This is a genomic window from Alcaligenes endophyticus, assembly GCF_026344035.1.
GTDB classification, from domain to species: Bacteria; Pseudomonadota; Gammaproteobacteria; order Burkholderiales; family Burkholderiaceae_B; genus Alcaligenes; species Alcaligenes endophyticus.
Genome location: NZ_JAPKND010000003.1, coordinates 358836 through 380259, shown reverse-complemented (window position 1 = coordinate 380259; position 21424 = coordinate 358836). Strand labels below are relative to the sequence as shown.

Genomic DNA, 21424 nt, shown 5'->3' with positions numbered 1-21424 from the left:
CGTTATTCCCCAGTCGTAAGCAGCGTAGCCTCGGCCGCGAGCATATGCGCTTGCATGAGAGGCGCAATGGTTTGCGTGGCAAGAGGGCCAGTAAGGTGGGCATGTAGGGAGTCGATGGGGTGCACGTCTATGGCTTGAATATAGGGACGCCACATGGAGGGGTGTAAGTGGGTGCCCTGATGATCTAGGGCTGCCTGTATATACAGAGCCTTGCCCGCATAGTGGGCATGCTGGTGGCGCCGAACTAAGGCGTTGTTTTGGGCGACGACTTGGAAGATGGCGTTGAGCCTGTCGTCAGCAAGAGCCGCCAAGGGGTGAGATTGGCTGCGCAAAAAGTCAATAACCCCGGTGCGTGTGAGGGCGACATGGGGCAGGGTGTCTGGGTCGTGTCCGGCAATGTGAAGCAGAGCTTTGTAGACGGCATCCTCGGCCGGCTCAGGCTGATCGCGCCAAGCATCGCTGGGGTAGGCATCTAGCATGGCCAATAGGCCTACTGGTTCACCGCGCGCTTGTAATTCTACTGCCATGGCATGAGCAATTATGCCGCCTACCGACCAGCCAGCAAGGTGGTAAGGTCCGTGAGCCTGTAGAGCTTGTATCTGATCCACATAGTCGCTTGCCATAGCGTGCAAACTTTGGTTCAAGTGGCGCGTTTGCCCATCTAGGCTGCGCGCTTGTAAACCATAGATTGCCCGGCCTTGCGGCAGCTCGCGTGCCAGTTGACCATAGCACCAGCCTAGGCCACCCGCGGGGTGTATCGTAAATAAGGCAGGTAAAGAGGGCTCATCTGCAGGGCGCAGGTGCAAAATAGGGCCAAAGCCATCTTCGTGGGCTGTGCCAGTTTGTGTAGAGCGTGTGTGCAGATGCTGTGCTAAGCGACGTACACTGGGGTATTCAAAAATCGTACCAATCGAGACGTCTAGGGCTAAGCGCTGACGTAAGAGAAGTGCGAGCCGCGCGGCCAGCAAAGAGTGCCCGCCCAAGGCAAAAAAATCGTCATCGGCATAGACGGGGCTGCCGTCGCGTGACAGCACCTCGTTAAAGGCGGCAGCAATGGTTTGTTGCAGGGCGCCTTGTAGGGCAGCGCCCCTTTGACGTGCGCGGATAAAGGGTGCTGGTAGCGCTTTGCGATCAAGCTTGCCATTCGGGGTGACAGGTAGTTGCTCGAGCCACATGACGGCGGCAGGCAGCATATAGTCTGGCAGTTTTTGCGCCGCAAAGTCGAGTAAAGTTTGGCTGTCGGTTGCTTGACCAGGGTGAGCGACGACATAAGCCACAATGGCCTGCTGATTGGCTTGATCTTGGCGGGCAATGACCGCTAATTGAGCCACTGCTGGGTGTGTCGCTAATACGGCTTCAATTTCGCCCAGCTCTATACGTTGCCCGCGCAATTTAACTTGATGATCGGAGCGTCCTAAAAAAAGGAGAGCCCCATCAGGACGCCAGCGAGCGATGTCTCCGGTGGCATACATGCGCGTGCCATGAACCGGGTAGGGATCGGGAACAAAACGTTCTTGGGTAAGAGCCTCTTGGCCCCAGTAGCCTTGGGCGAGTTGACGCCCTGCTAAATACAGGTCGCCGTTGACACCGGGAGGCACGGGGCGCAGATATTCATCTAGCACATATAAAGCGGTGTTCCACACTGGGTAGCCGATGGGAATAGGCTGGGAGGTGTCTTGCGCACTAGCTGGCCAGTAGGAAACATCGACGGCGGCCTCGGTGGGGCCATAGAGGTTATGCAGTTCGGCCTGAACGGTGCGATGAAAGCGGTCACGCAAAGCTGCGGGGAGCTCTTCACCGCTGCAAAATACTAAACGTGTTTGCAGGTCTTGGGCGCTAGGCTCGTCTAGGAAAGCGGCCAGCATGGAGGGCACAAAGTGCAAGACGCTGATATGACGCTCGCGTATCAGGTGGGCGATGTGTCTAGGGTCTCGATGCGCATCGGGCGGGGCTACTACTAAGCAGCCACCCGCGATAAAGGCGAGGAAGAACTCCCATACCGATACATCAAATGTCGCGGGGGTTTTTTGCAAAATCCGATCGTGAGTATTGATTTGGTAATGGGTTTGCATCCACAGCAAGCGATTTACAATGGCGCTATGGTTAATCAGCACCCCTTTTGGTGTCCCTGTAGAGCCCGAGGTATAAAGCAGATAAGCGGGGTCTTGCGGGGTGGCGGGGCAGTCGTCGCAGTATCGACGGGGGTAGCGCAGGTCTACTTGTACTGTTGGTAGCGCAAACGATTCCTGACCAGTTTGGATGATGGCACGCGCTTGGGCAGAGGCTAATATAGCGGCTAGGCGATCGTGGGGTTGTTGTATATCTAACGGCAAATAGGCCGCTCCTAAACGGCATATGGCCAGAATACTGACGATTAGTTCAACCGAGCGCGGTAAGGCTACGGCAACAATGTCGCCCTTGATCACACCTTGATCCTGTAACTGAGCGGCTACGCGTTGGCTGCATTCATCGAGCTGCGCATAGGACAATAGTTGTCCTTCAAACTCTAGTGCGGGAGCCTGAGCGCGTGCCTGTAGTTGGGGCGCAATCAGTTGCCATAGTGTGACGTCTGGCACGGGATGCTGCGTTTGGTTAATGGTGTAAATCCAGTGCTGGTGCTCTGCCTGAGTCAACGTGGGAACCTTAACCAAGCTTTCGCTATGTAGGGCTTGGAGCAAGAAATCGTGTAAGCGCACTTGATGCGTATGCAGTGCTTCTTGGGTGTACAGTTTGGGGTTGGCCTCTAGCTCTATGCGCATGCCTGCGCCATCGGCAGCCGCTCTGAAGGTAAAGTTTATATCCTCGACCGGGCCAGCGCACAATACGGTTTGGCTGGCCTGCAAGCCGGCCTGTTCATAAGCGGCATCAAAGGGCAGCATATTGATGATGGGGCCATGCAGACGTTGCAAGCCTCCCAGCAGCCCCAAGTCGCGCCGTAGTTGCTCACTGCGATAACGACCGTGGCGGCGCGCTTGACGTAAAAGTTTGCTCACAGCAATCAGGTAGTCATTCAGCGGCAGTTGTTCATCGACATGAATGACCACAGGCATCACGTTCATGACAGTGGCGACAGCGCGTGCGCTGGCACTGCCTAAGCGCCCCATGTAAGGAACGCCCACGGTGCATGGGTTTTGGCGGGTATGGCGCTTAACATAGGCACTGCATAAAGCGGTGAGAATATCAGGCCAACTGATTTGGGTTTCGTGGACTTTGGCTTGTAATACCTGTACCAACTGCGCACTTGCTGTACGCCGATCAAGTAAAAAGTGATGCGCACTTAAGGCGGTTTGTTCAGTCAGACTGAGGGCTGGCTCGGCTTGCGCCAGATGATCGCGCCAAAACTGACGATCTTGTTGTGCTTGTTCTGACTGCCTATAGTGGGCGTCTTCCGCGAGCACGAGATCAAAACTGGCTAAGGGTGTGCCCAAGTCGCGGTTCTCGAGTAGCGCATGGTAGAGCCTGACTACGCGTGACTCGATGAGCGCCATGCCGTAACCATCAGCCGCCAAATGATGCACTCGCTGATACCACTGTACGTGATCATCGGCCAAGATAAACAGAATCTGTCTGGATAGTGCCTGCGTATCGGTGTGCGTTGGGCGGTGCAAGTCGTCCTGCATGATTTGCTGGGCTTGTGCCAGCGCATCCGCTTGATCGCTTAAGGTCATCACTTCGACTTGTGGGCAGGCGTGAGCCTGCAATTGTTGCTCTGGTCCCTGAGCGCTCTGACGAGTACGTAGGCTTAACGAGTCGGCCTCTTGTAGGGTCAGATTAATAGCACGGATAAACAGAGCTAGATTTAGCGGACTGCGAATGTCGGTGCAGTGCCCGGTATTAAAAATAGGGTTCTGTGGATCTAAGCTTTGGGCGTACCAAAGGCCTTCTTGTGCCTGAGTGAGGGGGCGCCAAGAGGAGCTAGTATGCATAGACGCAGGGGATGGAGCGTGATTCATGGCTGGCTGATTTATGCTTGCTGGCCGTTATTGACAAGCGCCCACCATTGGCCCAGGGTGAGTACGGCCGCCATTTCCGAGAATTCCAACTGCGCACCCGATTCGCGCCAGCGCGTGGCTAAAGTCATGATGCGCATGGAGTCGAGCCCTAGGTCTAGTAGGTTGTCATCATCGTGAATATCGCTAGGGTCTTCGTGCAGCATGGCGGCAATGTCGCCACGCATACTTTCTAACGTGATAGGGAAAGAAGGAGTAGACATGGTGTATTAGTGTTCAGAGTTATTTTGTAGCTGCGCGCGTAATTGGGCCCGTAGTTCTTTGCGGCTAATTTTGAGTGCTGCTGTTTCTACAAACTGGTCAACAAAGACCACTTGGTCAGGCACTTTAAAATCGGCTAAACCACGTTCACGTATCCAGCGCTTAATTTCTACGGGGCGGGGTTTTTCCGCTTTAGGAATAATGAAGGCGCAACTGCGTTCACCTAAAAATTCATCGGGTATGGAGACAACGGCAGCGTCAAACACTTGTGGGTGTGCGAGTAAATGATCTTCAATTTCTTCGGCAGAGATTTTCTCTCCGGCGCGGTTGATATGATCATTAGCCCGTCCTTGCACGACCAGATAGCCTTCGGCGGTGCGCCGTACGATATCTCCAGTGCGATAAAAACCGTCGTTAGTGAATGAGCGTGCATTGGCGCTTGGATTGTTGTGATAAGCGCGAATGGTGTAAGGGCCGCGGGTGAGCAAGTAGCCCGGTTCGCCTTCAGGTACAGCTCGGCCTTGATCATCAACGATAAGGATTTCGTCGTCAGGGCTAATAGGGCGGCCTTGGGTGTGAACGATAAGGTCGTCACTGTCGTCTAGGCGCGTGTAGTTGATTAAGCCTTCGGCCATGCCAAAAACTTGTTGCAAGGTCACACCCAGCACGGGGCGCACGCGTTTGGCTACCTCGGCCGCTAGCTTTGCGCCACCCACCTGTATGACTTTTAAGCTATGGAGCTGAGCCTTGTTATGGCTGGCTGCTTCTAACCACAGCAACAGTAGGGGAGGGACTAGACTGGTGTCCGTCACGCCTTCTCGTTCAATTAAGGTGAAACATTGTTCTGGGCTAGGCACTGTGCTGAGCACCACTTTGCCACCCACGTAGAGCGTGCCTAAAAAGCCCGGAGAGCTCATGGGGAAATTATGAGCTATGGGCAAAGCGCCTAAGTACACGCTGCGTGCGTCTAGGCCGGCAATTTTGGCGCTTTCGCGCAGGGTGTAAATATAGTCATCGTGGGTGCGCGGAATGAGCTTTGACAGACCCGTGCTGCCCCCGGAAATCTGTAGGAAGGCCACATCCGAGGCTTGTGCAGCATTGATAGGGACAGCTTTTCCTTGCCCTTTTGCTTGCACAGAGTGCAAAGCGGTGAATTCTTCTGATTGGCCGACGATATAGATTTTTTCGACGTGTGGACAGCGCTTTTGTAGCTCGCGGGCGAGCGGCAAATAGTTAAAGCCGGCGTGTTGGTCGACACCAATATAGGCAACGGCCTGCGCGTCGTTAGCGAAGTGCTCAGCTTCAGCGATGCGGTGAGCCGGAAGGACATAAACGGGGATCAGACCAATACGGAACAGGGCAAAGATCACGCTGATGAATTCAGGGATATTCGGCAGATGCACAAGTACGCGCTGGCCTTTTTCTAAGCCGTGTTGCAGCAGGCCGGCAGCAAGCTCATTTGCGTACTGGTTCAGTTGGTGGTAGCTCCAGCGTTGCTCACCGCCGACGATGGCTTCGCGGTCGGGATGCTGTTGGGCGCGATCATGTAACCATTGGCCAAAGGTTTCGCCTTGCCAATAGCCTTTTTCACGGTAGCGCTGCGCAAATTCAGCAGGCCATGTTTGTTGAGGGATAATGTTATTGCTCATGATAATGAGAACTATTGCATATATTGGTAAAGTTGTCAGCGATGACGTGACGTTTTATGTGTTTTTGCAGGTCACTCAAGCCGTAGCTGACATATTTTGGCTGGCCCTGCGGGGGCTGACTGCACCACGCCAAGGAATAGCTTTGGTGCCAAAGGCGGCTACCTACGTGTAAGCCGTTGAGAATGGGGTGAGGCGAATGCACTTGAGCTTGTGCGGCACTAGTTGGGACTAGCTCTAACTCAAGCGGGGAGATGGCAAAGCCTGTTCCGGCGGCTTTTAGGGCAGCTTCTTTGGCACACCAGGCGCGATAGAAGTCCTCGGTGCTGTGTATGCTTTGCTGTTCTTGCGGGGTAAAGCAACTGCGAATTAGCTCAACTTCTGGTGCCCCGGCGTGCTGTTCTATGTCTACGCCCACAGCAAAGGGCGCCAGGGCGACCACCACCCATTGGCCACTATGAGAAATATTCATGTGCCATGCGCTGTCTGGGTAAGAAATTACCGGTTTACCTTGAGGCTCTAGTTGAAAGCGAATTGCTAAGGGGGAGCAGTGCAGCTTATCTGCGAGCAATAAACGAGTGGCGGCATGGGCCAAAATGCTGCGTAGTTGATCTGCGTGTTGGCGTCGTCGCTGCCAATGTTGCAGTTGCAAAGCGGGGATGAGCTGGCGCAAATAGCGTTCTTGTTGATAGGCTAGGCTTAAGGGGAATAGGTGCAGTTCTATCACAGGCCTATTCCTAGGTATTGTTGCTGTTGCGCGATATTATCTTGCCAAGCGAGCACGTCACCATCAAATACCAGCCTGCCGTTAAATAGTACCAATGCCCGTTGAGCAACGCTTAGGGCCAGCGCAGCATTTTGTTCAGCCAAAATGAAGGTATAGCCTTTAGCTTGGAGACGTTGCAACTGGGGCTGTAGCACTTCGGTGATGGTCATAGGGGCGAGACCTTCACTGGGTTCATCTAAAACAAGGATACGCGCCTGGGTGAGTAGGGCTCGGGCAAGCGCTAATAGCTGCCGCTCGCCCCCGCTTAAGGCCGAGCAGCTTTGCCGCCTACGTTCATAGAGGCGGGGCATTTCAGCGTAAATTTCTTCTAGGCTAATGAATGAGGGCTGGTCTGCTTTCTTGTGCAGTTGCGCCAGGCCTAAGCTTTCTGCCACGCTTAGTGTGGGGAACACACCGCGCCCTTGGGGAACTAAGGCAATACCTAATCGGGCTACTTGATGGGTAGCAAGGCCTGCGATTGAGCGTTGTTGAATGTTGATGCTACCTTGCCAGCGCGGCCCTATATTGAACAGACAATGTAATAGGCTGGTTTTGCCCGCGCCGTTGCGCCCTAGTAAGGCAATGCTCTGTCCTGCAAGCAACTGCAAATCAATATGATGCAGTACGTGGGCTTGTTGGTAGTAGGCATCGAGTGCTTGAATCTGTATGAGCGGGTTCATGGGCTGACTCCAGGTAAACCGGCAGCCCCTAAATAGGCCTGTTGTGCAAGAGGGTGTCGCTTGATGCGATCAGGGGTGTCGCAGGCAAGTAGATTTCCTTGGCTCAGCACGGCAACACGCTGGCAATGCTGCATGACAATGTCGATATCATGGCTAATCAGGAGAATGCTGCATTGGTGTCTATGGGTGTGCACAAGTGTCATGACGGCACGAGATTCTGCTTGTGACAGCCCCGCGGTGGGCTCGTCGAGTAATAGCAACTGGGGTTGTTGGGCCAGGCAAAGCAGTACGTCCAAGATGCGTTGTTCGCCATACGAGAGGGTGGCAGCCATCTGTTCCTGTTTGGTGGCCAGTGGAGTACCTTGTAGTAGCTCACTGGCTAAGGCTTGGCTGCTTACCAACGATTGCTTAGAGCGCCACCAGCGATACGCACTACCTAGGCGAATTCGTATGGCCATGGCCAGATTGTCGAGCAAGCTGAGTTCGGGAAAGATACGGCTAGTTTGAAAGCTGCGGGCCATCCCTAAGCGTGCGCGCTGGCTAACGGAGAGCGTGGTAATGACTTGTTCAGCCATATATAACTGGCCGCTATCGGCCGCAGTTTGACCACTAATGATATTAAATAAGCTGGTTTTGCCTGCTCCATTGGGGCCAATGAGACCGAGTATTTCAGCAGGCTCTACGCGTAAGTTGATGTCATTGAGTATACGTAGGCCGCCGATTTGGCGGTTGACGTGCTCTAGGCGCAGTAAAGGCGGGTTCATGAGCCTTTCCTACGAATCAAACCGTGCGGCATAAAGAGCACGGTGGCGACAAAAATTAGACCGATAACGAGCTGCCAACGTTCGGTGTATGAGCTGATGTAGGTTTGAATAAACAGGTAAATTAGGGCACCTAGAAAGGCGCCTTGGAGGCTGCGTATGCCGCCAATCACACCCATAATAATCAGCGTGGCCGAGAAGCTCCAGTGCACTTGGGTAGGGCTGATGTATTGATTGATAAACGGATAAAGGCTGCCGGCGGCACCGCACACCACGCCGGTTAATAAGGCCGCGTGCAGGCGTATGCGCCACAACTGATAGCCGAGCGCTTGCATGCGCAAGGGTTGATCTCGAAGTCCAGTTAGCGCCAGCCCAGCAGGGCTATGTAGATAGCTGCGCAGGCAATACCAAGCCCCTATGGCGAGCAGGCTGGCCAGTACAAAAAGGTGTGCAGCGTGATTGATCTCCCAGCCCCCTACGCTTAGTTTAGGAAAGCCTCTTAAACCATCTGCACCGCCACTGACATCTCGCCAGCGAAACACGACTTCCCACACCAACTGTCCGCAGACTAGGGTTAATATCATAAAAAACAAGCCACTTGAGCGTAGGCTTAGCAGGCTAATTAGGGCGGCGAGCAAGGCGCCGCTAAGCATTCCTAGCAAAAGCATGACAAATAGGTTGGCGCCTAGAAACTGACTGCTCCAGGCGGCGACATACGCCGCGCTACCAAACACGGCGCCTTGCGCCAGGGTAACCAGCCCCCCGTGGCCAATTAAGACATTGACGCACATGACGGCACACGCAATCAGCATGGCTTCGGCCAGAAAGCGCCACAGAAAGCCATCGCCCAAAATAAGGACTACCACGATGCTTAAGGTATAGAAGCTGACCAAGCCTAGCGGAGCGGGCAAGCGGCACTTGAGCGTCATACTTGTCTGCCTAGACGAGACTGTAAACCCTGTGGCCAGAGTAAAAGTAAGCCCAGCATGACTGCTAAACTCAGTGCGTTGGCAAAGGAGGGCAGCAGTACGCGACTGAAGGTGGTGACAAAGCCTAGGATTAGCGCACACAATAAGGTGCCCCGTATGTTGTTGAGCCCGCCTATCACTACCACTAGCAAAGCCAAGACAAGAATTTCTTCATCCAGCCCTGGATAGACTGATAGCATCCCAGCGCCTAAGGCTCCGCCTAGACCACTTAGGCCGGCGGCTAGCACCATGCCTAGGGTAAATAAACGTTTAGTATTGATGCCTAGTGTTTCGACGATTTGTGCGTCCAGCACGGCGGCACGGATGGCCGCTCCCCATAGGGTGTGATCCAGACAATACCAACACAGCAAGGCAAGTAGCAAACCGGTCACAATAATAAACAGACGATAGATGGGGAAGGGTAGCCCTAGTATCCAGACGCCGCCACGTAGCATGTCAGGCAGTAGTGGCGAAAGGGTGTCGGCACTAAATCCCCACCGCATGAGGTCAGCAAAAATAATGGCAATGCCGTAGGTGAGTAACACCTGCATTAGGTGAGGGCGTTGATAAAAGCGGGCAAAGGGGAAGCGATCCAGAAGTAAACCGACTAAGCCGGTGAGCACAAACGCAGCCGGAAATGCCAGCCACCATGGTGCGCCACTGGCGAGCCATTGCACGGCGATATAACCGCCCAACAGAAAAAATGAGCCATGTGCTAAGTTAATAAAATTCATTAGGCTTAGCACTAAAGACAAGCCTAAGCCTGCCAACATGAGCAGGACTGAAAACGACAGGGCGTTTAAGGTTTGGAGCAGGTAGTAAGACACGGTATGCAAGGCTACGATTGAGGTCCGGGGTCCTGAATCCCTTGATAGGTATGGATAACGGTATTAAAAGCTGTGCCCTGTGGATCTTGCTGAACTTCGTTGACGTAGATATCCAAGATGGCTTGGTTATTACGTGGATCAAACGCCAAAGGGCCAAAGGCGGTTTGTATAGGCTTGGCCAGCAAATGTTCTTTAAAGGCATCAAGCTGGCTGATGTCGCCTTGTACCGCATCAACGCCAGCGTGTATCACTTGACCCATGACGTAGCCCGATGTACTGGCTTCGCCAGGTAAGCGTTGGCGAGTTTTTTGATAGGCCTGCACGAACTCTTGGGCAGCGGGTGCGCCCGGCGACTGATGGAAGGTGTTGACTCCCCCCATCGCAGCGTTCCCTACAGCGGGGATGACATCCTCTTGGTCGAAAATGGCTCCTGGGCCAATGACTTGAATGTTATCGTGCAGTTTGTAGTCTTGCATTTGTTGCAAGAAGCGGACTGCATCGGCACCAGCTAAAAAGGTGTAAAGGAAACGAGGTTGTTCGGCGGCGATATTCATGATCAGCGGCGCGAAGTCCGAGGTGCCTAAAGGGGTCCAGATACGCTTGCCGAGTTGTCCGCCTTGTTCTTGGTAGGTGTTGGCGAAGTCTTCGATATATTCGCGCCCTGCTGTGTAATCGGAGCCTAGCGTCATGCCACCGGACTTTTCTACTTGATTGTAGGTCCATAGGGCGCCCGTATGGCCTAGCATCCAACTGGTTTTGGTGGTGCGGAATACGTAAGGGCTGGCGGCATCACGGGCCAAAGCATTGGCTGCAGCGTTGGCAATAAAGGTAGGTAAGCGTGCGTCGTGAACAATATCACGTATGGCCAGGGCAATATTGGCTGCAATGACGCCACCTAATATATCCACTTGGTCGCGTGCGATCAGCTTGCGTACTTTGCGTATGGCTTCATCAGGCTTGCCGTGGTCGTCCTCAATAATTAGCTCGACTTTTCTGCCGCCCATTTGGTAATTAGATTGCTCCAGATACAGCTCTAAGCCCGCACGCATACTGGCCCCTAAAGAGGCAAAAGGCCCCGACAAGGAGGTAAGTAGCGCAATTTTTAGTGGCTTTTCTTGTGCATGCGATAGTTGTGGCACCATGCTTAGCCAAGGAGCTAACGAGGCAGCAGCAAGTAATTGACGGCGGGTAATAGACATCTGGGACATAGGTTTTTGCAGCACGTTGAGCGGATAGGCGACGGTAAGCACTACTACGAAGTGGTAATGTTAATCGTTATCATTTTAGGTTCTTGTTCAGCTTAACGCTAGCGCTTTATCGGGTCAAGCGTCGCTAAGGCTTTTCTGGGCTAATGCGAGTGCGGCTAATGTAGCCTGAGCCAAGACTTGGCCATGCCCCGCCTGTTCGAGTGTGATGAAGCGGCTGTGTTCCACTTTGGGTTGCACGGTGCTTTGCAAGCGTTGCATCAGGGCTAGTGTGGCTATACCGCCTTGCCTAGGGGCGGAGCCTTGTTGGGCATGGGGATACCATTTTTCGTCGCAGCCTGCTATGAGGGTGAAAGCAGAATCAGACTTGCCTGACCAGGAGTCGAGTTGGTGCCAAATATATGGGGCGCGCCACCACAAGGAAGGGCTGGCGCAGATAAAGTGTTGCACGGGGGCGAGGTCGCGCATTAAGGCATACAACACAAAAAGACCAGCGTAAGAGTGCCCGAAGAGGCTGATACGTCGCCTGTCTAGCTGGGGATAGGTATGCGTAAGGGTGGTGAGTTCAGCCCGCAGCACAGCTAAGAAAGTATCCGCCCCCCCGCATTGCCACTCCGGCACCCTCGGGTCAGGCCATGCTTGTCCTTGTGTGTTACTGGGGGTGTAGTCCCAGGCGCGACATAGGCGGATGTGTGCTGGTGTTCCACCATAGTAGGGGTACAGCACAGCACATTGAGACAAAGCAGGGTGGTCTGATGCGAGGGCAATAGGCCAGGTCCAATCACCATCTAGCAGGCATAACAACGGCCACCCTTTTTCAGGCGCCGGGGTAGCGGGCAGGCTCAGACCAAAGTGTAATGCTGGTTTGTCTTGGGCCTGCGGTAGGCTCCACAGGTGTTCCAGGCGCTGCATTAGGGTTGCGCAGGCTGAGCGTTTAGGTCAGTGATAAACGTACCGCGTAAAGGCACCGTCAGAAATCGCTGATTGACTTCGTCTATGGTGGCTTGTGGGGAGACGTCATGGAATAGCTCGGGGTGGATCCAGCTGGCCAGTGCCTCAATGAAGATCATATGCAAGGGGGAGTCATTGAAGGCATGCCAAATGCCGTGGCTGTTGCCGTTGAGTACAGCGGGCAAGGCTTGAAGGCGATTGGCTTGAATTATAGACATTAAACTTGCTCTGGCTTGCTCTGGGGTGGTGTCGGTACCGATATGTAAGCCTGCCTGAGTGCGCTTGCCTGACCCCGTGCCCGTAGCGACATACACGTGGGGGCGCTGTGCATGGATGTATTCGAAATTCAATTTTCCGGTTGCGTTTTTAATGACCTTGGCACCAATGTTTTGTCCGCCAGCAAAGCTGATCATGTCATTAAATGTGCCGGTGCCGGGTGAGTTGCAGCAATCTGTGCTGCCCGCATGGGCGTGGATAAAAACAGGTGGTCGTTGGGCGGGGTCTGTGTCGGCTAAACGCTGGGCCACCCGGTCCATATGCTCTTGGTAAAACTGAATAAATTCGTCCGTACGTTCAGTTTGGCCTAAGGCATAGCCTAAAGCCTTGATACTGGGTACGGTGTTTTTCATTGGTTCAACAAAGAAATCAATGACAATGACAGGTACGTTGGCCGCTTTCAAACGCTGGAGTAAGGCCGAGTCCTCTGGGTTCTGGCCTGGCGTGAGGCCGGCGAAACTGGCGGTGAGTACAACCAGGTCTGGGCGTAGCGCTAGGGTTTGTTCGATAGAAAAAGAGTCAGCAGTGTGACGGGCGACGACCGCTACGTCAGCCAGTGCGGGAAACTGCTGCACATATTGCTGGTATTCGTTTGAGAACGATGTGCGAAATTCGTCAGACCAACCTATTAGTATGTCAGCCGGGTTGGGGTGTAGCAGTGCCATGACGGGAAAATGTCGTGCCTGGGTGATCACCACTCGTTTGGCGGGTTCGGGTAGGGTGACTTCGCGCCCTAGGGCATCTTGGATATGTATGGCTTGAGCTTGGGCGAATGGGCTGGCAAAGGCTAAGCAAAGCATACTCAGGAAAAGTCGAAATATTTTCATTTTTGACCTATAAGATGGGGCTACGCAAACCATCAATAACAATATGAGAGGTGCCTAACGAGCAGTGTTCTACGCGTGCTTGAACGCCGTAAGCCTGAGCAAGGGCAGTAGGAGTAATCACATCGCCGGGTTTGCCTTGTGCAAGCAAGCCGCCATCATGAATGAGCAAGGCATAGTCGCAATGACGTAAAGCGATGTTCAAGTCATGGAGAACGATCAAAGTGGTTATTCGATGGTTATGGGTTTCTTGGGCCAGCAGATCCATCACATGGAACTGATAGTTAAGGTCTAGGGCTGACAACGGCTCATCCAACAACAATAGGCGTGGCTTGCGAATGAGGGCTTGCGCTAAACCCACAAGTTGTTTTTGCCCACCAGAGAGCTGGTCTAAGTAATGCATAGCAAGGTGCTCTATACCTAGACGTTGCAGCATTTGCATGATGCGCTCGTGTTCTTGTGTCGTTGCCGGGCTAGGGTGCCCCGAGGCATTAGCCGCCACGAGGACTGATTCGAATACGCGTAGATGCACGGAGGCCGGCAAGGATTGCGGCAAGTACACGACGTGTTGGGCACGCTCTTCAAAGCTCAAACGGGTAAGGTTTTGCCCATCTAGGGACACCTGCCCTTGCTGAGCTTTGTGCAAACCCGCGATAGCTTTAAGTAACGTTGATTTGCCGCAGCCGTTGGGCCCTAGTAGGGCTACCAGTTGCCCTGCCTGAAGCACAGGTTCAAGCGACAAGGAGGAGATGACAGTACGCTTGCCATAGGCAAGGCTTAGGTTTTGGATGTCAAGCATACTTATTTCATTTGGCGACGCAACACGACACCCAGGAAAAAAGGCACGCCTACCAATGAGGTGACAATGCCTACCGGCACAATAATTCCGGGGACGATGTTTTTAGAAGCAATGGAGGCGAGTGAAAGAATAACGCCACCCACCAAAGCACTGCCAGGTAAGTAAAAACGGTGATCTTCGCCAAACATACGGCGAGCAATATGCGGGGCGATGAGGCCAATAAAGCCTATAGTGCCTACAAAAGACACCGCTAAGGCCGAGAGCAAACTAATGCGTATGAGGGCGGTTAAACGCAAGCGCGGTACGTTAATACCGAAGCTGGCCGCACGGTCTTCGCCAAGGCGTAAAGCGGTGAGCTTCCAGGTGTCACGCAGTGAAAGCGGCAAAATAATGCAAAACAAGGCCAGCATAGTACCGACTTTGGCCCAAGAAGCCCGGGTCAAACTGCCTAGAGTCCAGAATACAAGCCCTTGTAAGGCTTCGGCGCTGGCCACGAACTGCACCAGAGAGACCATGGCGTTAAAGGAGAACACCAAGGCAATGCCAAAGAGGACTAAGTTGGCTGTGCTCATTGCCCCCCAGCGGGCCACGGCATCTAGCAGTAAGGCCGAAATGAGGGCAAACCCAAAGGCATTGGTGGCAATCGTCCAAGATTGTGGCACTCCGGGTAAGCTTAGGTCCAACACAATAGCCAGCGAGGCGCCAAATGCCGCAGCAGAGGAAATACCTAAGGTAAACGGGCTGGCTAAGGGGTTATTTAAAATGGTTTGCATTTCCGCCCCAGCTAGCCCCAAACTTAAGCCTATAGCCATGGCCATCAGGGCGTAAGGTAAGCGAATTTCCCAGACAATGACACGGGTGGTTGGGTCTGCAGCATCGGGTTGGAACAGAGCGTGCAGAAGCTCACTTAAGCCTAGGCCCGAGGGGCCCAGCATGAAATCGGCGAGAATGGATAAAACGATAATGCACGATAAGCTACCCACTAGCAGCCAGCGGCGTTTTATGATTCGTTGATAGTCAGTAATAGGGGTAGCGTGACCGGGCATCTGAAGTTAAATGAGAACTGTTTACCTAGAAAGGCAGTATAGTTGATATTGACTTGATTTGTACTTAACGACGACAGAGTTTCATGCAGCAAGCGCATTTTTTTATCAATGGCCCGCAGGGGCGCGAGTACAGAGTGTCTTTGGCTTGGCCTTCTATGTCGGCTCCAGCACAGGGTTGGCCTGCCGCCTTGGTGCTAGATACCCCACAGTTTGAACGGCTTGTGGGGCATACTTTGGCGCTTGAGCCAGATTGGCCTGCCGCGTTAATTGGCGTGGGTTACGTAGACACCGTTGAGCGGGAAGCCGATTATCCCCCCTGCGATGCCGTGGGTCGGGCGGGTGGCGCCGCACATTTTTTAGCATTTTTGCAGCAGTTGGTACTGCCTGCCGTTCAGGCAAGGCTTGCGGTGGATCATCGTCAGCTATGCTTATTTGGTCATTCTCTGGCGGGTTTATTTGCCTTGTATGCAGCAACGCATAGCCGTCGGGTATTTCAGGCGTTTGTCGTCTCTAGCCCCTCTGTATGGTGGGCCCAGGGGCAGGCGGTTCAAGCGTGTTTACGCGCTATTGTCTCTGCTCCACCAGCAGAGCCTAAAAGACAGTTATTGATCAGCGTGGGTGAATATGAGCAGTCTTTGAGCCCACAAGAGCAGGAGTTGGAATTGACTGAGAGACAGCGCCGTTACCAGCGTCGCAGCGAGCGCCGCATGGTTGATGGAGCACGTGAATTGGCACAGCGCCTGCAACGTCACGCCGATTTTCAGGTCAGCTTTAGATTGATCCAAGCATGTGGGCACGGGGAGGCTGCTATCCAAGCGTTTGTTCAGGGGTGGCGTTTTATTTTAAATAGGTCTGATCTGTAAAAGGGCTTGCACCTATAGGGCTGCCTCAGTGGCCAATCTTGTTATAGAGTGGGCGGTCAGCACCACTTACCATAAAGACGGTAAAATCAGCGGAGTGCTCTGTAAGCACGAGCCGGTTAAGCTGCTCGTGCCTTTTTATTTGAGCTTTGTACGTCTCTCGCTTTGAGCCAGATAAAGCTTTTGGCACTCGCTGACTTCCCTATTTTTTGAGCATATATGGCTGCTTCTGGCCCGGACTTATCTGTGACCGACTCTTTTTCTCCGTTGCAAGACGATTTATTGGCATACCCTGCTTGGCTTGATTATCCTCGTTTAGAGGCCACGGCGCGCCGTATCCTAAAAAAGGGGCGTTTTGACGAGCGGGCGGCCATATCGAGTCTATTATTTAAAGTGTGGCGGCTGCCCGAGCAAGCGCCTTTACTAAGTGTGGTGCTTGAGTACGAGTTAAACCAAGCAGGGTTTGTGGCACATTTACAAAGCCGCGGTGCTCCACAAGCCGTATGTGAGTGTCTGCAGCTACTAATCACCATGAGTCGCGCTGCCTGTACCGAGGCTGAGTTTGTTCAGGCGCACGTTGGCTTAGAGCACTGGCGTAAGGCGTTGGCCGCCGGTATAGGGTCACAGGAAATCATGCCCAGTGCGCCTTGGACAGTCTCTGAGCAGCGCGAACGCTTAATGGCCATTGCGATTGCGTGGCAGGCTCATCCTTTAGTAGGTGCTTATCGTTGGCAATGGCAAGAAGAGTTTGAACGCGAGCGACGACGCGAGCAGGAGCAGGCTCAGGCGCGCCGCGAACGCGAGCAGGCCCTAGAGCGTGAGCGCGCACAACAAGCGGATCAACTGGCGCAGGCGCGCGCTCGGTTAGAACAGATGTTTGTGCAGGCGGGGGTGGGCGAGGATCACTTTCCTGAAACGTTATTTACCGCCCTGCAGTCAGGAGCAGGAGCCCGCGACTTTATGACGGTGCACGGGCGCGGCGCCAGTGCTGCCGTATTGCGTGACCTGTATTGCTTGACTGACACGGCTTATCGTCAATTACAACGCTTGCAGTCCGAGCGTGAAGCTCAGTTGAAAGCCGAGCGTGCTGAACGCTGGGAGTGGGAACAAGCCTGCATAGGATCTGAGGCAACAATGGCTTTGCTGGGCATAACGCGCAGTGAGTATGAGGCCTGGATAGCGGATAAACGTCTGCCCGTGGTTCGTGTAGAGCGTGGCCGAGCCAAAAAGGGAGGGGCTGCCCTGATGCATCATCCTTCACAGCTAGCCGCCCTAACTCCGGAGTTGATTGACTCGTGGCGCACGAAGGATATGGCGGGCATGAATGCTCGTCAGCGTAATGCTTATCAGCGTAGTGTAGATCGAGCGCGTGCCCAATGGCTGCAAGCGCAGGTGCTCGAGCGCATGGAGCAGCAGTTCAGTTGCCACCACGAGCCAGATCCCGATGACCCCACGCGCTTGCGCTGGTTAAAAGATGTGTTCTTACCTATTTATATTGCTGATATAGATAGGCCAGAATGGCGGGCAAATGTACAAATGTCTGTAGCCCTACCCTTGCCGCGTACCTTGGCTGATCAAGAACGTTTGCCTGGGCGTTTGGAGGTGGCGTTTGGTGCTGCTGCGCAAACACGCTTGATCAGCTTGTTGCAAGATACCGTGGAAGGTTTTTTAAGTACTCAGCGGCCCATGGTATCGGCCCAGGCCTACCGCGATTTGCAGCAGGCCTTACGCCAGGTGCTAGAAGACGGTATCAGCCAAGACGCTATTCAGGCGGGCAATTTGGAGGCTTACTTGCGCCATGGGCCGGTACGCCGTATTTTGGATCAAGTGGAGCAGCAGCGCGCGCAAGATATGCTGCGTTTGGGCGATTATCCTCAAACATTCACCTTAGCTAGGGCTATACGACGACATGTCGTATTCCGCTTAGGCCCCACCAACTCGGGTAAAACGTATGAAGCTTTACAGGCCTTGATGGAGGCGCGCTCGGGCGTGTACCTGGCGCCTTTACGTTTATTGGCGATGGAAGTGCGCGACAGGCTGACCGAGGCGGGAATTCCTTGCAACCTGTTAACGGGCGAGGAACGAGTCATGGTGCCCGGAGCGCAGCACACGGCGTGCACAGTAGAAATGATGGACCCCACCATGGAAGTGCGGGTGGCTGTGTTAGATGAAGTGCAGATGCTTGCCGATGAACAGCGTGGTTGGGCATGGACGGCAGCCTTAGTGGGTATGCCTGCGCGTACTTTATTTGTTTGCGGCGACCAGTCAGTTCTGGACCCTTGCCTACGAGTGGTTAAGGGCTTGGAGGAAAGCTATGAGCTTGAGTATACCCAGCGCAAAACGCCGCTGGAGGTGATGTCGCAGGTGGTGCAGGCTCCGCGGTTAAAGCGGGATGCGCCTGTGGCTCAAGGTGGCCGTCGACAACGTCAGAAAGAAGCAGCAGGTGTGGCTAAAGGCGATGCGGTGATTGCTTTTACGCGCAAGGATGTTTTAACGCTCAGTGCCCGTTACCGTGCACAAGGCTTAAGTGTGGCTAGTATTTATGGCGCCTTAGCGCCCGAAGTACGGCGCACCGAGTCCGAGCGTTTTGCTAGTGGTGAGGCAGATGTCCTCGTAGCAACCGATGCTATTGGTATGGGGTTGAATTTGCCTATACGGCGAGTTGTGTTTTCTACTGCATGGAAATTCGACGGGCGTCGAATGCGGCCTTTGAATGCGACCGAAGTGCGCCAAATAGCCGGGCGCGCGGGGCGTTACGGGCTTTATCCTAAAGGTTATGTTGGGGCAATGGATCAAGCCGATTTAAATCATATACGGCAGATGCTAGATGAGCCTTTGCAGGAAGTGAGTTTACGTTTGCCCATTGCCCCTGCGCAAGCTCATATTTTGGCCTTGGCCGACTTGTTAAACACCCAGAGTATCGGCGTGTTATTGCAGTATTTTGCCAATAAGGTGGCTTCGGATAACCCCTTGTTCCAAACTGCAGGCTTGAAAGACACGATAGAGTTGGGTTTTTGGGTGGACAGATTAGCTGGGCAATTATCGTTAACCGAGAAGTTTAGTTTTGCTTGCGCTCCCGTCTCGGTAGATAAAGACCATGAGCTGGATTATTACAAGCGTTGTCTACGTGCCTATGTAGAGCGTCATGAGATGCCGATGCCAGCAGTGCCATCCTGGATGAAAGCGTCCAGCCCTGCACGCTTGGAAGATGCGGAAATGCTGAGCAAGCAAATTAGCTTGTATGCCTGGTTAAGCATGAAGTTTCCCGATGTGTATTATCAATTGCGGGAGCTCCTAGAGTTCCGCAGTCAATTGAGCCGCTTTATTGAGCGTAGCTTATTGCATCAAAGTGGCTTTGGTAAAACATCCAAGGAAGCATTTGGTGGGCCTTAATCAGGCGAAGCAAAAAAATAGGCTGAGCCCAAGGCTCAGCCTATTGATGGCAGTTAGGGTTTAGCTACCAATAACGCCACCATCGTTTTTAGTGATAACGACGGTAGCAGAGCGTGGAATCCCGCCATTCATATCAGGCCATTGGCTGTCGCCGGCCTCGCCCGGGTGTTGAATGTTGATAAACATGGTTTTGCTGTCAGGTGTGAAGGCAATACCGGTGACTTCACACGACTTTGGCCCTACCAAGAAGCGACGGATTTCTTTGGTGTTCGGGTCGGCACACAGCATCTGGTTATTACCTTGGCCTTCGTAATCCCCAGTGTTGCTGTAAGCACCATCCGATTGAATCCATAAACGACCAAACTTATCGAAACCCAAGCCGTCTGGGCTGTTAAAGGTGTTTTCCTTGGTGATGTTGGATGAGCCCGAGCGTGGGTCGTCCTTACCGTACACGTTAGGGTTGCCCGCCAATACAAACAGGTCCCACTCGAAGGTTGTGGCCGTGGCATCGCCGCCGGTTTCACGCCAGCTCACAATCTGACCATAACGGTTTTGTGGGCGTGGGTTCGGGCCTTCGTCGCCTTCCGTGCGGCTGCTGTTATTTGTCAGCGTGACGTAGACATCCCCGTTGGTGGGATGTACGGCTACCCACTCAGGGCGGTCCATTTTGGTAGCGCCTACTACGTCGGCCGCTAAGCGGGTATAAACCAATACCGATGCTTGATTAACAAAACGCGGATCGGCGGCTAGCAAGGGGTTGGCATCGCGGTCTAGCAAGAGCCATTCGCCTTTACCCAAAAAGCCTTCCGAGGCTTTATCGTTGTTGAACTTCGCTACATATAACTTGCCGCTATCGAGCAGTTTGCTGTTGTCGCCACCTTGAACAAATTTGCCATCGGAGACAAACTTATAGATGTAATCGTTGGCTTGATCATCTCCGCTGTAGACAACGATACGGCCATCTTCAGCGAGGCGATAGGCAGCGTTTTCGTGCTTGATGCGCCCTAAGGCCGTGCGCTTTTTGGGCATGGAGTCCGGATTGAAAGGATCAATTTCTACAATCCAGCCAAAACGGTTGGATTCGTTAGGCTCTTTGACATAGTCAAAGCGATCAATGACTTCTTCCCAGCGATAGCTGGTGCCCTTGGCTGAAAGACCATAGCGTTTTTGTTCGGCGGTGCGTTGATCGTCGTCTGCTTTGGTACCAAAATAGTTATTAAAGTTCTCTTCACAGGTGAGGTACGTGCCCCATGGGGTCCAACCATTGCCGCAGTTATTGATGGTGCCAAATACTTGACGGCCGCTGGGGTCAGCGTTTGTGCGCACGAGAACATCACCGGCTACGGGCCCTGTTAATTCCATTTCAGTTTGCGCCGTGATGCGGCGATTGAATTTGGAGTCTTTGACAATATCCCATTTGCCTTGAGCATTGCGTTTGATGTGCATGACTGATACACCATGCGCATTCATGGCTTTATGGGCTTTTTCTTCGCTCCAGGGGTTGGTGTTCGAGGCATCTGCACCGAATAGAAATTGGTATGCTGGGCTTTTGTCAGCCAGTTTTGTTGTGGTGCAGTATTCGTGGTTCATAACGAGCAGGCCTTCCTCGTTATTGCTTCCACCGCCTTTCTCGCCATCTAGGGGGAAAAAGTGAATGCCGTCGTGGTTCTCGCCCACTTGTTTTGCTTGATCGGCGGCGCTTTCAGAGCCATCGCCACGCCATGCTGGGGCTCCGCTTACTAGCGGTGTGCCCCATGGAGCCATGACGCTGGCAGTATAGCCGGCGGGAACTACGACAGAGTCTGCGGTACTGAACTTAATGCCCTCGAATCCTAGCAATGCTGCGGTAGGTTCTTTGTCCTTGCCTTTGTCGTCTTCTTTATCTTTGCCGTCCTGCTCTTTTTTTCCGCTTCCGGTGTCCGTGCCGCCGCTACAGGCAGCTAGCGGGCCGGCCAGAAACATGGCCGCAGACAGACCTAGGCCTTTTTTGATGAAGCCGCGACGCTTTTGGGCTTGCTCCACAATTTCTTGGAAATGTGTGTTCTGCGTCAGATTGCAGGGAATGTCTTCGCTGTCGATAAGGTCATGATTGGACATGCTTGCTCCTGGTTGAATGAAACTGGCTGAAGTATGAAGCTTCAAAATTACAGGAGTATGATGTTGCGTAAGCGATACTAGACGTTGGTACTTAGGAGGCTATTGGCTTATCTT

General features: G+C 53.4%; 16 protein-coding genes. 2 read left to right on the top strand and 14 right to left on the bottom strand.

What is annotated here, in order from left to right; all coding sequences use genetic code 11:
* Positions 1 to 2: 2 nt before the first annotated feature.
* The 13 genes from OSH01_RS08300 to OSH01_RS08240 all read right to left on the bottom strand — a co-directional run bounded on the left by OSH01_RS08300 (position 3) and on the right by OSH01_RS08240 (position 14960).
* The gene (locus OSH01_RS08300) at positions 3 to 3953 is read right to left on the bottom strand and encodes an amino acid adenylation domain-containing protein (protein ID WP_266123613.1); all 3951 of its coding nucleotides are present in this window, start codon (positions 3951 to 3953) and stop codon (positions 3 to 5) included.
* Between the two features lie 11 nt (positions 3954 to 3964).
* Positions 3965 to 4213, bottom strand: a complete 249-nt coding sequence (locus OSH01_RS08295; protein ID WP_266123612.1) for a phosphopantetheine-binding protein — start codon at positions 4211 to 4213, stop codon at positions 3965 to 3967.
* A gap of 6 nt (positions 4214 to 4219) precedes the next feature.
* A complete protein-coding gene (locus tag OSH01_RS08290; protein ID WP_266123611.1) occupies positions 4220 to 5860 on the bottom strand; it encodes a (2,3-dihydroxybenzoyl)adenylate synthase in 1641 nt (546 codons plus the stop codon).
* Positions 5850 to 6584, bottom strand: coding sequence for a 4'-phosphopantetheinyl transferase family protein (locus OSH01_RS08285; protein WP_266123610.1), 735 nt, complete (start codon positions 6582 to 6584; stop codon positions 5850 to 5852). The genes OSH01_RS08290 and OSH01_RS08285 overlap by 11 nt, the downstream gene beginning before the upstream one ends.
* Positions 6581 to 7303: an ABC transporter ATP-binding protein gene (locus OSH01_RS08280; RefSeq protein WP_266123609.1), complete on the bottom strand. Its 723-nt coding sequence runs from the start codon at positions 7301 to 7303 to the stop codon at positions 6581 to 6583. The genes OSH01_RS08285 and OSH01_RS08280 overlap by 4 nt, the downstream gene beginning before the upstream one ends.
* Positions 7300 to 8067: an ABC transporter ATP-binding protein gene (locus OSH01_RS08275; RefSeq protein WP_266123608.1), complete on the bottom strand. Its 768-nt coding sequence runs from the start codon at positions 8065 to 8067 to the stop codon at positions 7300 to 7302. Before OSH01_RS08275 ends, OSH01_RS08280 begins: the two co-directional genes overlap by 4 nt.
* Positions 8064 to 8993 carry a branched-chain amino acid ABC transporter permease gene (locus tag OSH01_RS08270; protein WP_266123607.1) on the bottom strand — a complete coding sequence of 310 codons (930 nt, stop codon included), beginning with the start codon at positions 8991 to 8993 and terminating at the stop codon, positions 8064 to 8066. The genes OSH01_RS08275 and OSH01_RS08270 overlap by 4 nt, the downstream gene beginning before the upstream one ends.
* Complete coding sequence (locus tag OSH01_RS08265; protein ID WP_266123651.1) at positions 8990 to 9859, bottom strand: branched-chain amino acid ABC transporter permease; 870 nt, start codon at positions 9857 to 9859, stop codon at positions 8990 to 8992. The genes OSH01_RS08270 and OSH01_RS08265 overlap by 4 nt, the downstream gene beginning before the upstream one ends.
* Positions 9860 to 9870: 11 nt before the next feature.
* Positions 9871 to 11067 (bottom strand): ABC transporter substrate-binding protein, encoded by a 1197-nt coding sequence (locus tag OSH01_RS08260; protein ID WP_266123606.1) that lies wholly within the window; start codon positions 11065 to 11067, stop codon positions 9871 to 9873.
* Positions 11068 to 11181: 114 nt separating this feature from the next.
* A complete protein-coding gene (locus OSH01_RS08255; RefSeq protein ID WP_266123605.1) occupies positions 11182 to 11976 on the bottom strand; it encodes an alpha/beta hydrolase in 795 nt (264 codons plus the stop codon).
* Positions 11976 to 13118 carry an ABC transporter substrate-binding protein gene (locus OSH01_RS08250; protein WP_266123604.1) on the bottom strand — a complete coding sequence of 381 codons (1143 nt, stop codon included), beginning with the start codon at positions 13116 to 13118 and terminating at the stop codon, positions 11976 to 11978. The genes OSH01_RS08255 and OSH01_RS08250 overlap by 1 nt, the downstream gene beginning before the upstream one ends.
* 7 nt (positions 13119 to 13125) lie before the next feature.
* A complete protein-coding gene (locus OSH01_RS08245) occupies positions 13126 to 13914 on the bottom strand; it encodes an ABC transporter ATP-binding protein (RefSeq protein ID WP_266123603.1) in 789 nt (262 codons plus the stop codon).
* A gap of 2 nt (positions 13915 to 13916) precedes the next feature.
* Positions 13917 to 14960 carry a FecCD family ABC transporter permease gene (locus tag OSH01_RS08240; protein ID WP_266123602.1) on the bottom strand — a complete coding sequence of 348 codons (1044 nt, stop codon included), beginning with the start codon at positions 14958 to 14960 and terminating at the stop codon, positions 13917 to 13919.
* A gap of 83 nt (positions 14961 to 15043) precedes the next feature.
* Here OSH01_RS08240 and OSH01_RS08235 point away from each other — a divergent pair, with 83 nt between their 5' ends.
* Positions 15044 to 15823 (top strand): alpha/beta hydrolase, encoded by a 780-nt coding sequence (locus OSH01_RS08235; RefSeq protein WP_266123601.1) that lies wholly within the window; start codon positions 15044 to 15046, stop codon positions 15821 to 15823.
* A gap of 216 nt (positions 15824 to 16039) precedes the next feature.
* Entirely contained in the window at positions 16040 to 19213 is a 3174-nt protein-coding gene (locus tag OSH01_RS08230) for an SUV3 family DEAD/DEAH box RNA helicase (protein WP_266123600.1), read from the top strand.
* Positions 19214 to 19273: 60 nt separating this feature from the next.
* On the opposite strand, the gene OSH01_RS08225 is transcribed toward OSH01_RS08230, so the two are convergent.
* The gene (locus OSH01_RS08225; RefSeq protein ID WP_266123599.1) at positions 19274 to 21310 is read right to left on the bottom strand and encodes a PhoX family protein; all 2037 of its coding nucleotides are present in this window, start codon (positions 21308 to 21310) and stop codon (positions 19274 to 19276) included.
* Between the last annotated feature and the right edge of the window lie 114 nt (positions 21311 to 21424).

Bases quoted from the DNA above. Each gene is read 5' to 3' on its own strand.
- OSH01_RS08295 (WP_266123612.1), bottom strand. From the start codon at position 4,213: ATGTCTACTCCTTCTTTCCCTATCACGTTAGAAAGTATGCGTGGCGAC.
- OSH01_RS08260 (WP_266123606.1), bottom strand. From the start codon at position 11,067: ATGTCCCAGATGTCTATTACCCGCCGTCAATTACTTGCTGCTGCCTCG.
- OSH01_RS08225 (WP_266123599.1), bottom strand. From the start codon at position 21,310: ATGTCCAATCATGACCTTATCGACAGCGAAGACATTCCCTGCAATCTG.
- OSH01_RS08240 (WP_266123602.1), bottom strand. From the start codon at position 14,960: ATGCCCGGTCACGCTACCCCTATTACTGACTATCAACGAATCATAAAA.
- OSH01_RS08275 (WP_266123608.1), bottom strand. From the start codon at position 8,067: ATGAACCCGCCTTTACTGCGCCTAGAGCACGTCAACCGCCAAATCGGC.
- OSH01_RS08245 (WP_266123603.1), bottom strand. From the start codon at position 13,914: ATGCTTGACATCCAAAACCTAAGCCTTGCCTATGGCAAGCGTACTGTC.
- OSH01_RS08270 (WP_266123607.1), bottom strand. From the start codon at position 8,993: ATGACGCTCAAGTGCCGCTTGCCCGCTCCGCTAGGCTTGGTCAGCTTC.
- OSH01_RS08255 (WP_266123605.1), bottom strand. From the start codon at position 11,976: ATGCAGCGCCTGGAACACCTGTGGAGCCTACCGCAGGCCCAAGACAAA.
- OSH01_RS08230 (WP_266123600.1), top strand. From the start codon at position 16,040: ATGGCTGCTTCTGGCCCGGACTTATCTGTGACCGACTCTTTTTCTCCG.
- OSH01_RS08235 (WP_266123601.1), top strand. From the start codon at position 15,044: ATGCAGCAAGCGCATTTTTTTATCAATGGCCCGCAGGGGCGCGAGTAC.
- OSH01_RS08300 (WP_266123613.1), bottom strand. From the start codon at position 3,953: ATGAATCACGCTCCATCCCCTGCGTCTATGCATACTAGCTCCTCTTGG.
- OSH01_RS08250 (WP_266123604.1), bottom strand. From the start codon at position 13,118: ATGAAAATATTTCGACTTTTCCTGAGTATGCTTTGCTTAGCCTTTGCC.
- OSH01_RS08280 (WP_266123609.1), bottom strand. From the start codon at position 7,303: ATGAACCCGCTCATACAGATTCAAGCACTCGATGCCTACTACCAACAA.
- OSH01_RS08290 (WP_266123611.1), bottom strand. From the start codon at position 5,860: ATGAGCAATAACATTATCCCTCAACAAACATGGCCTGCTGAATTTGCG.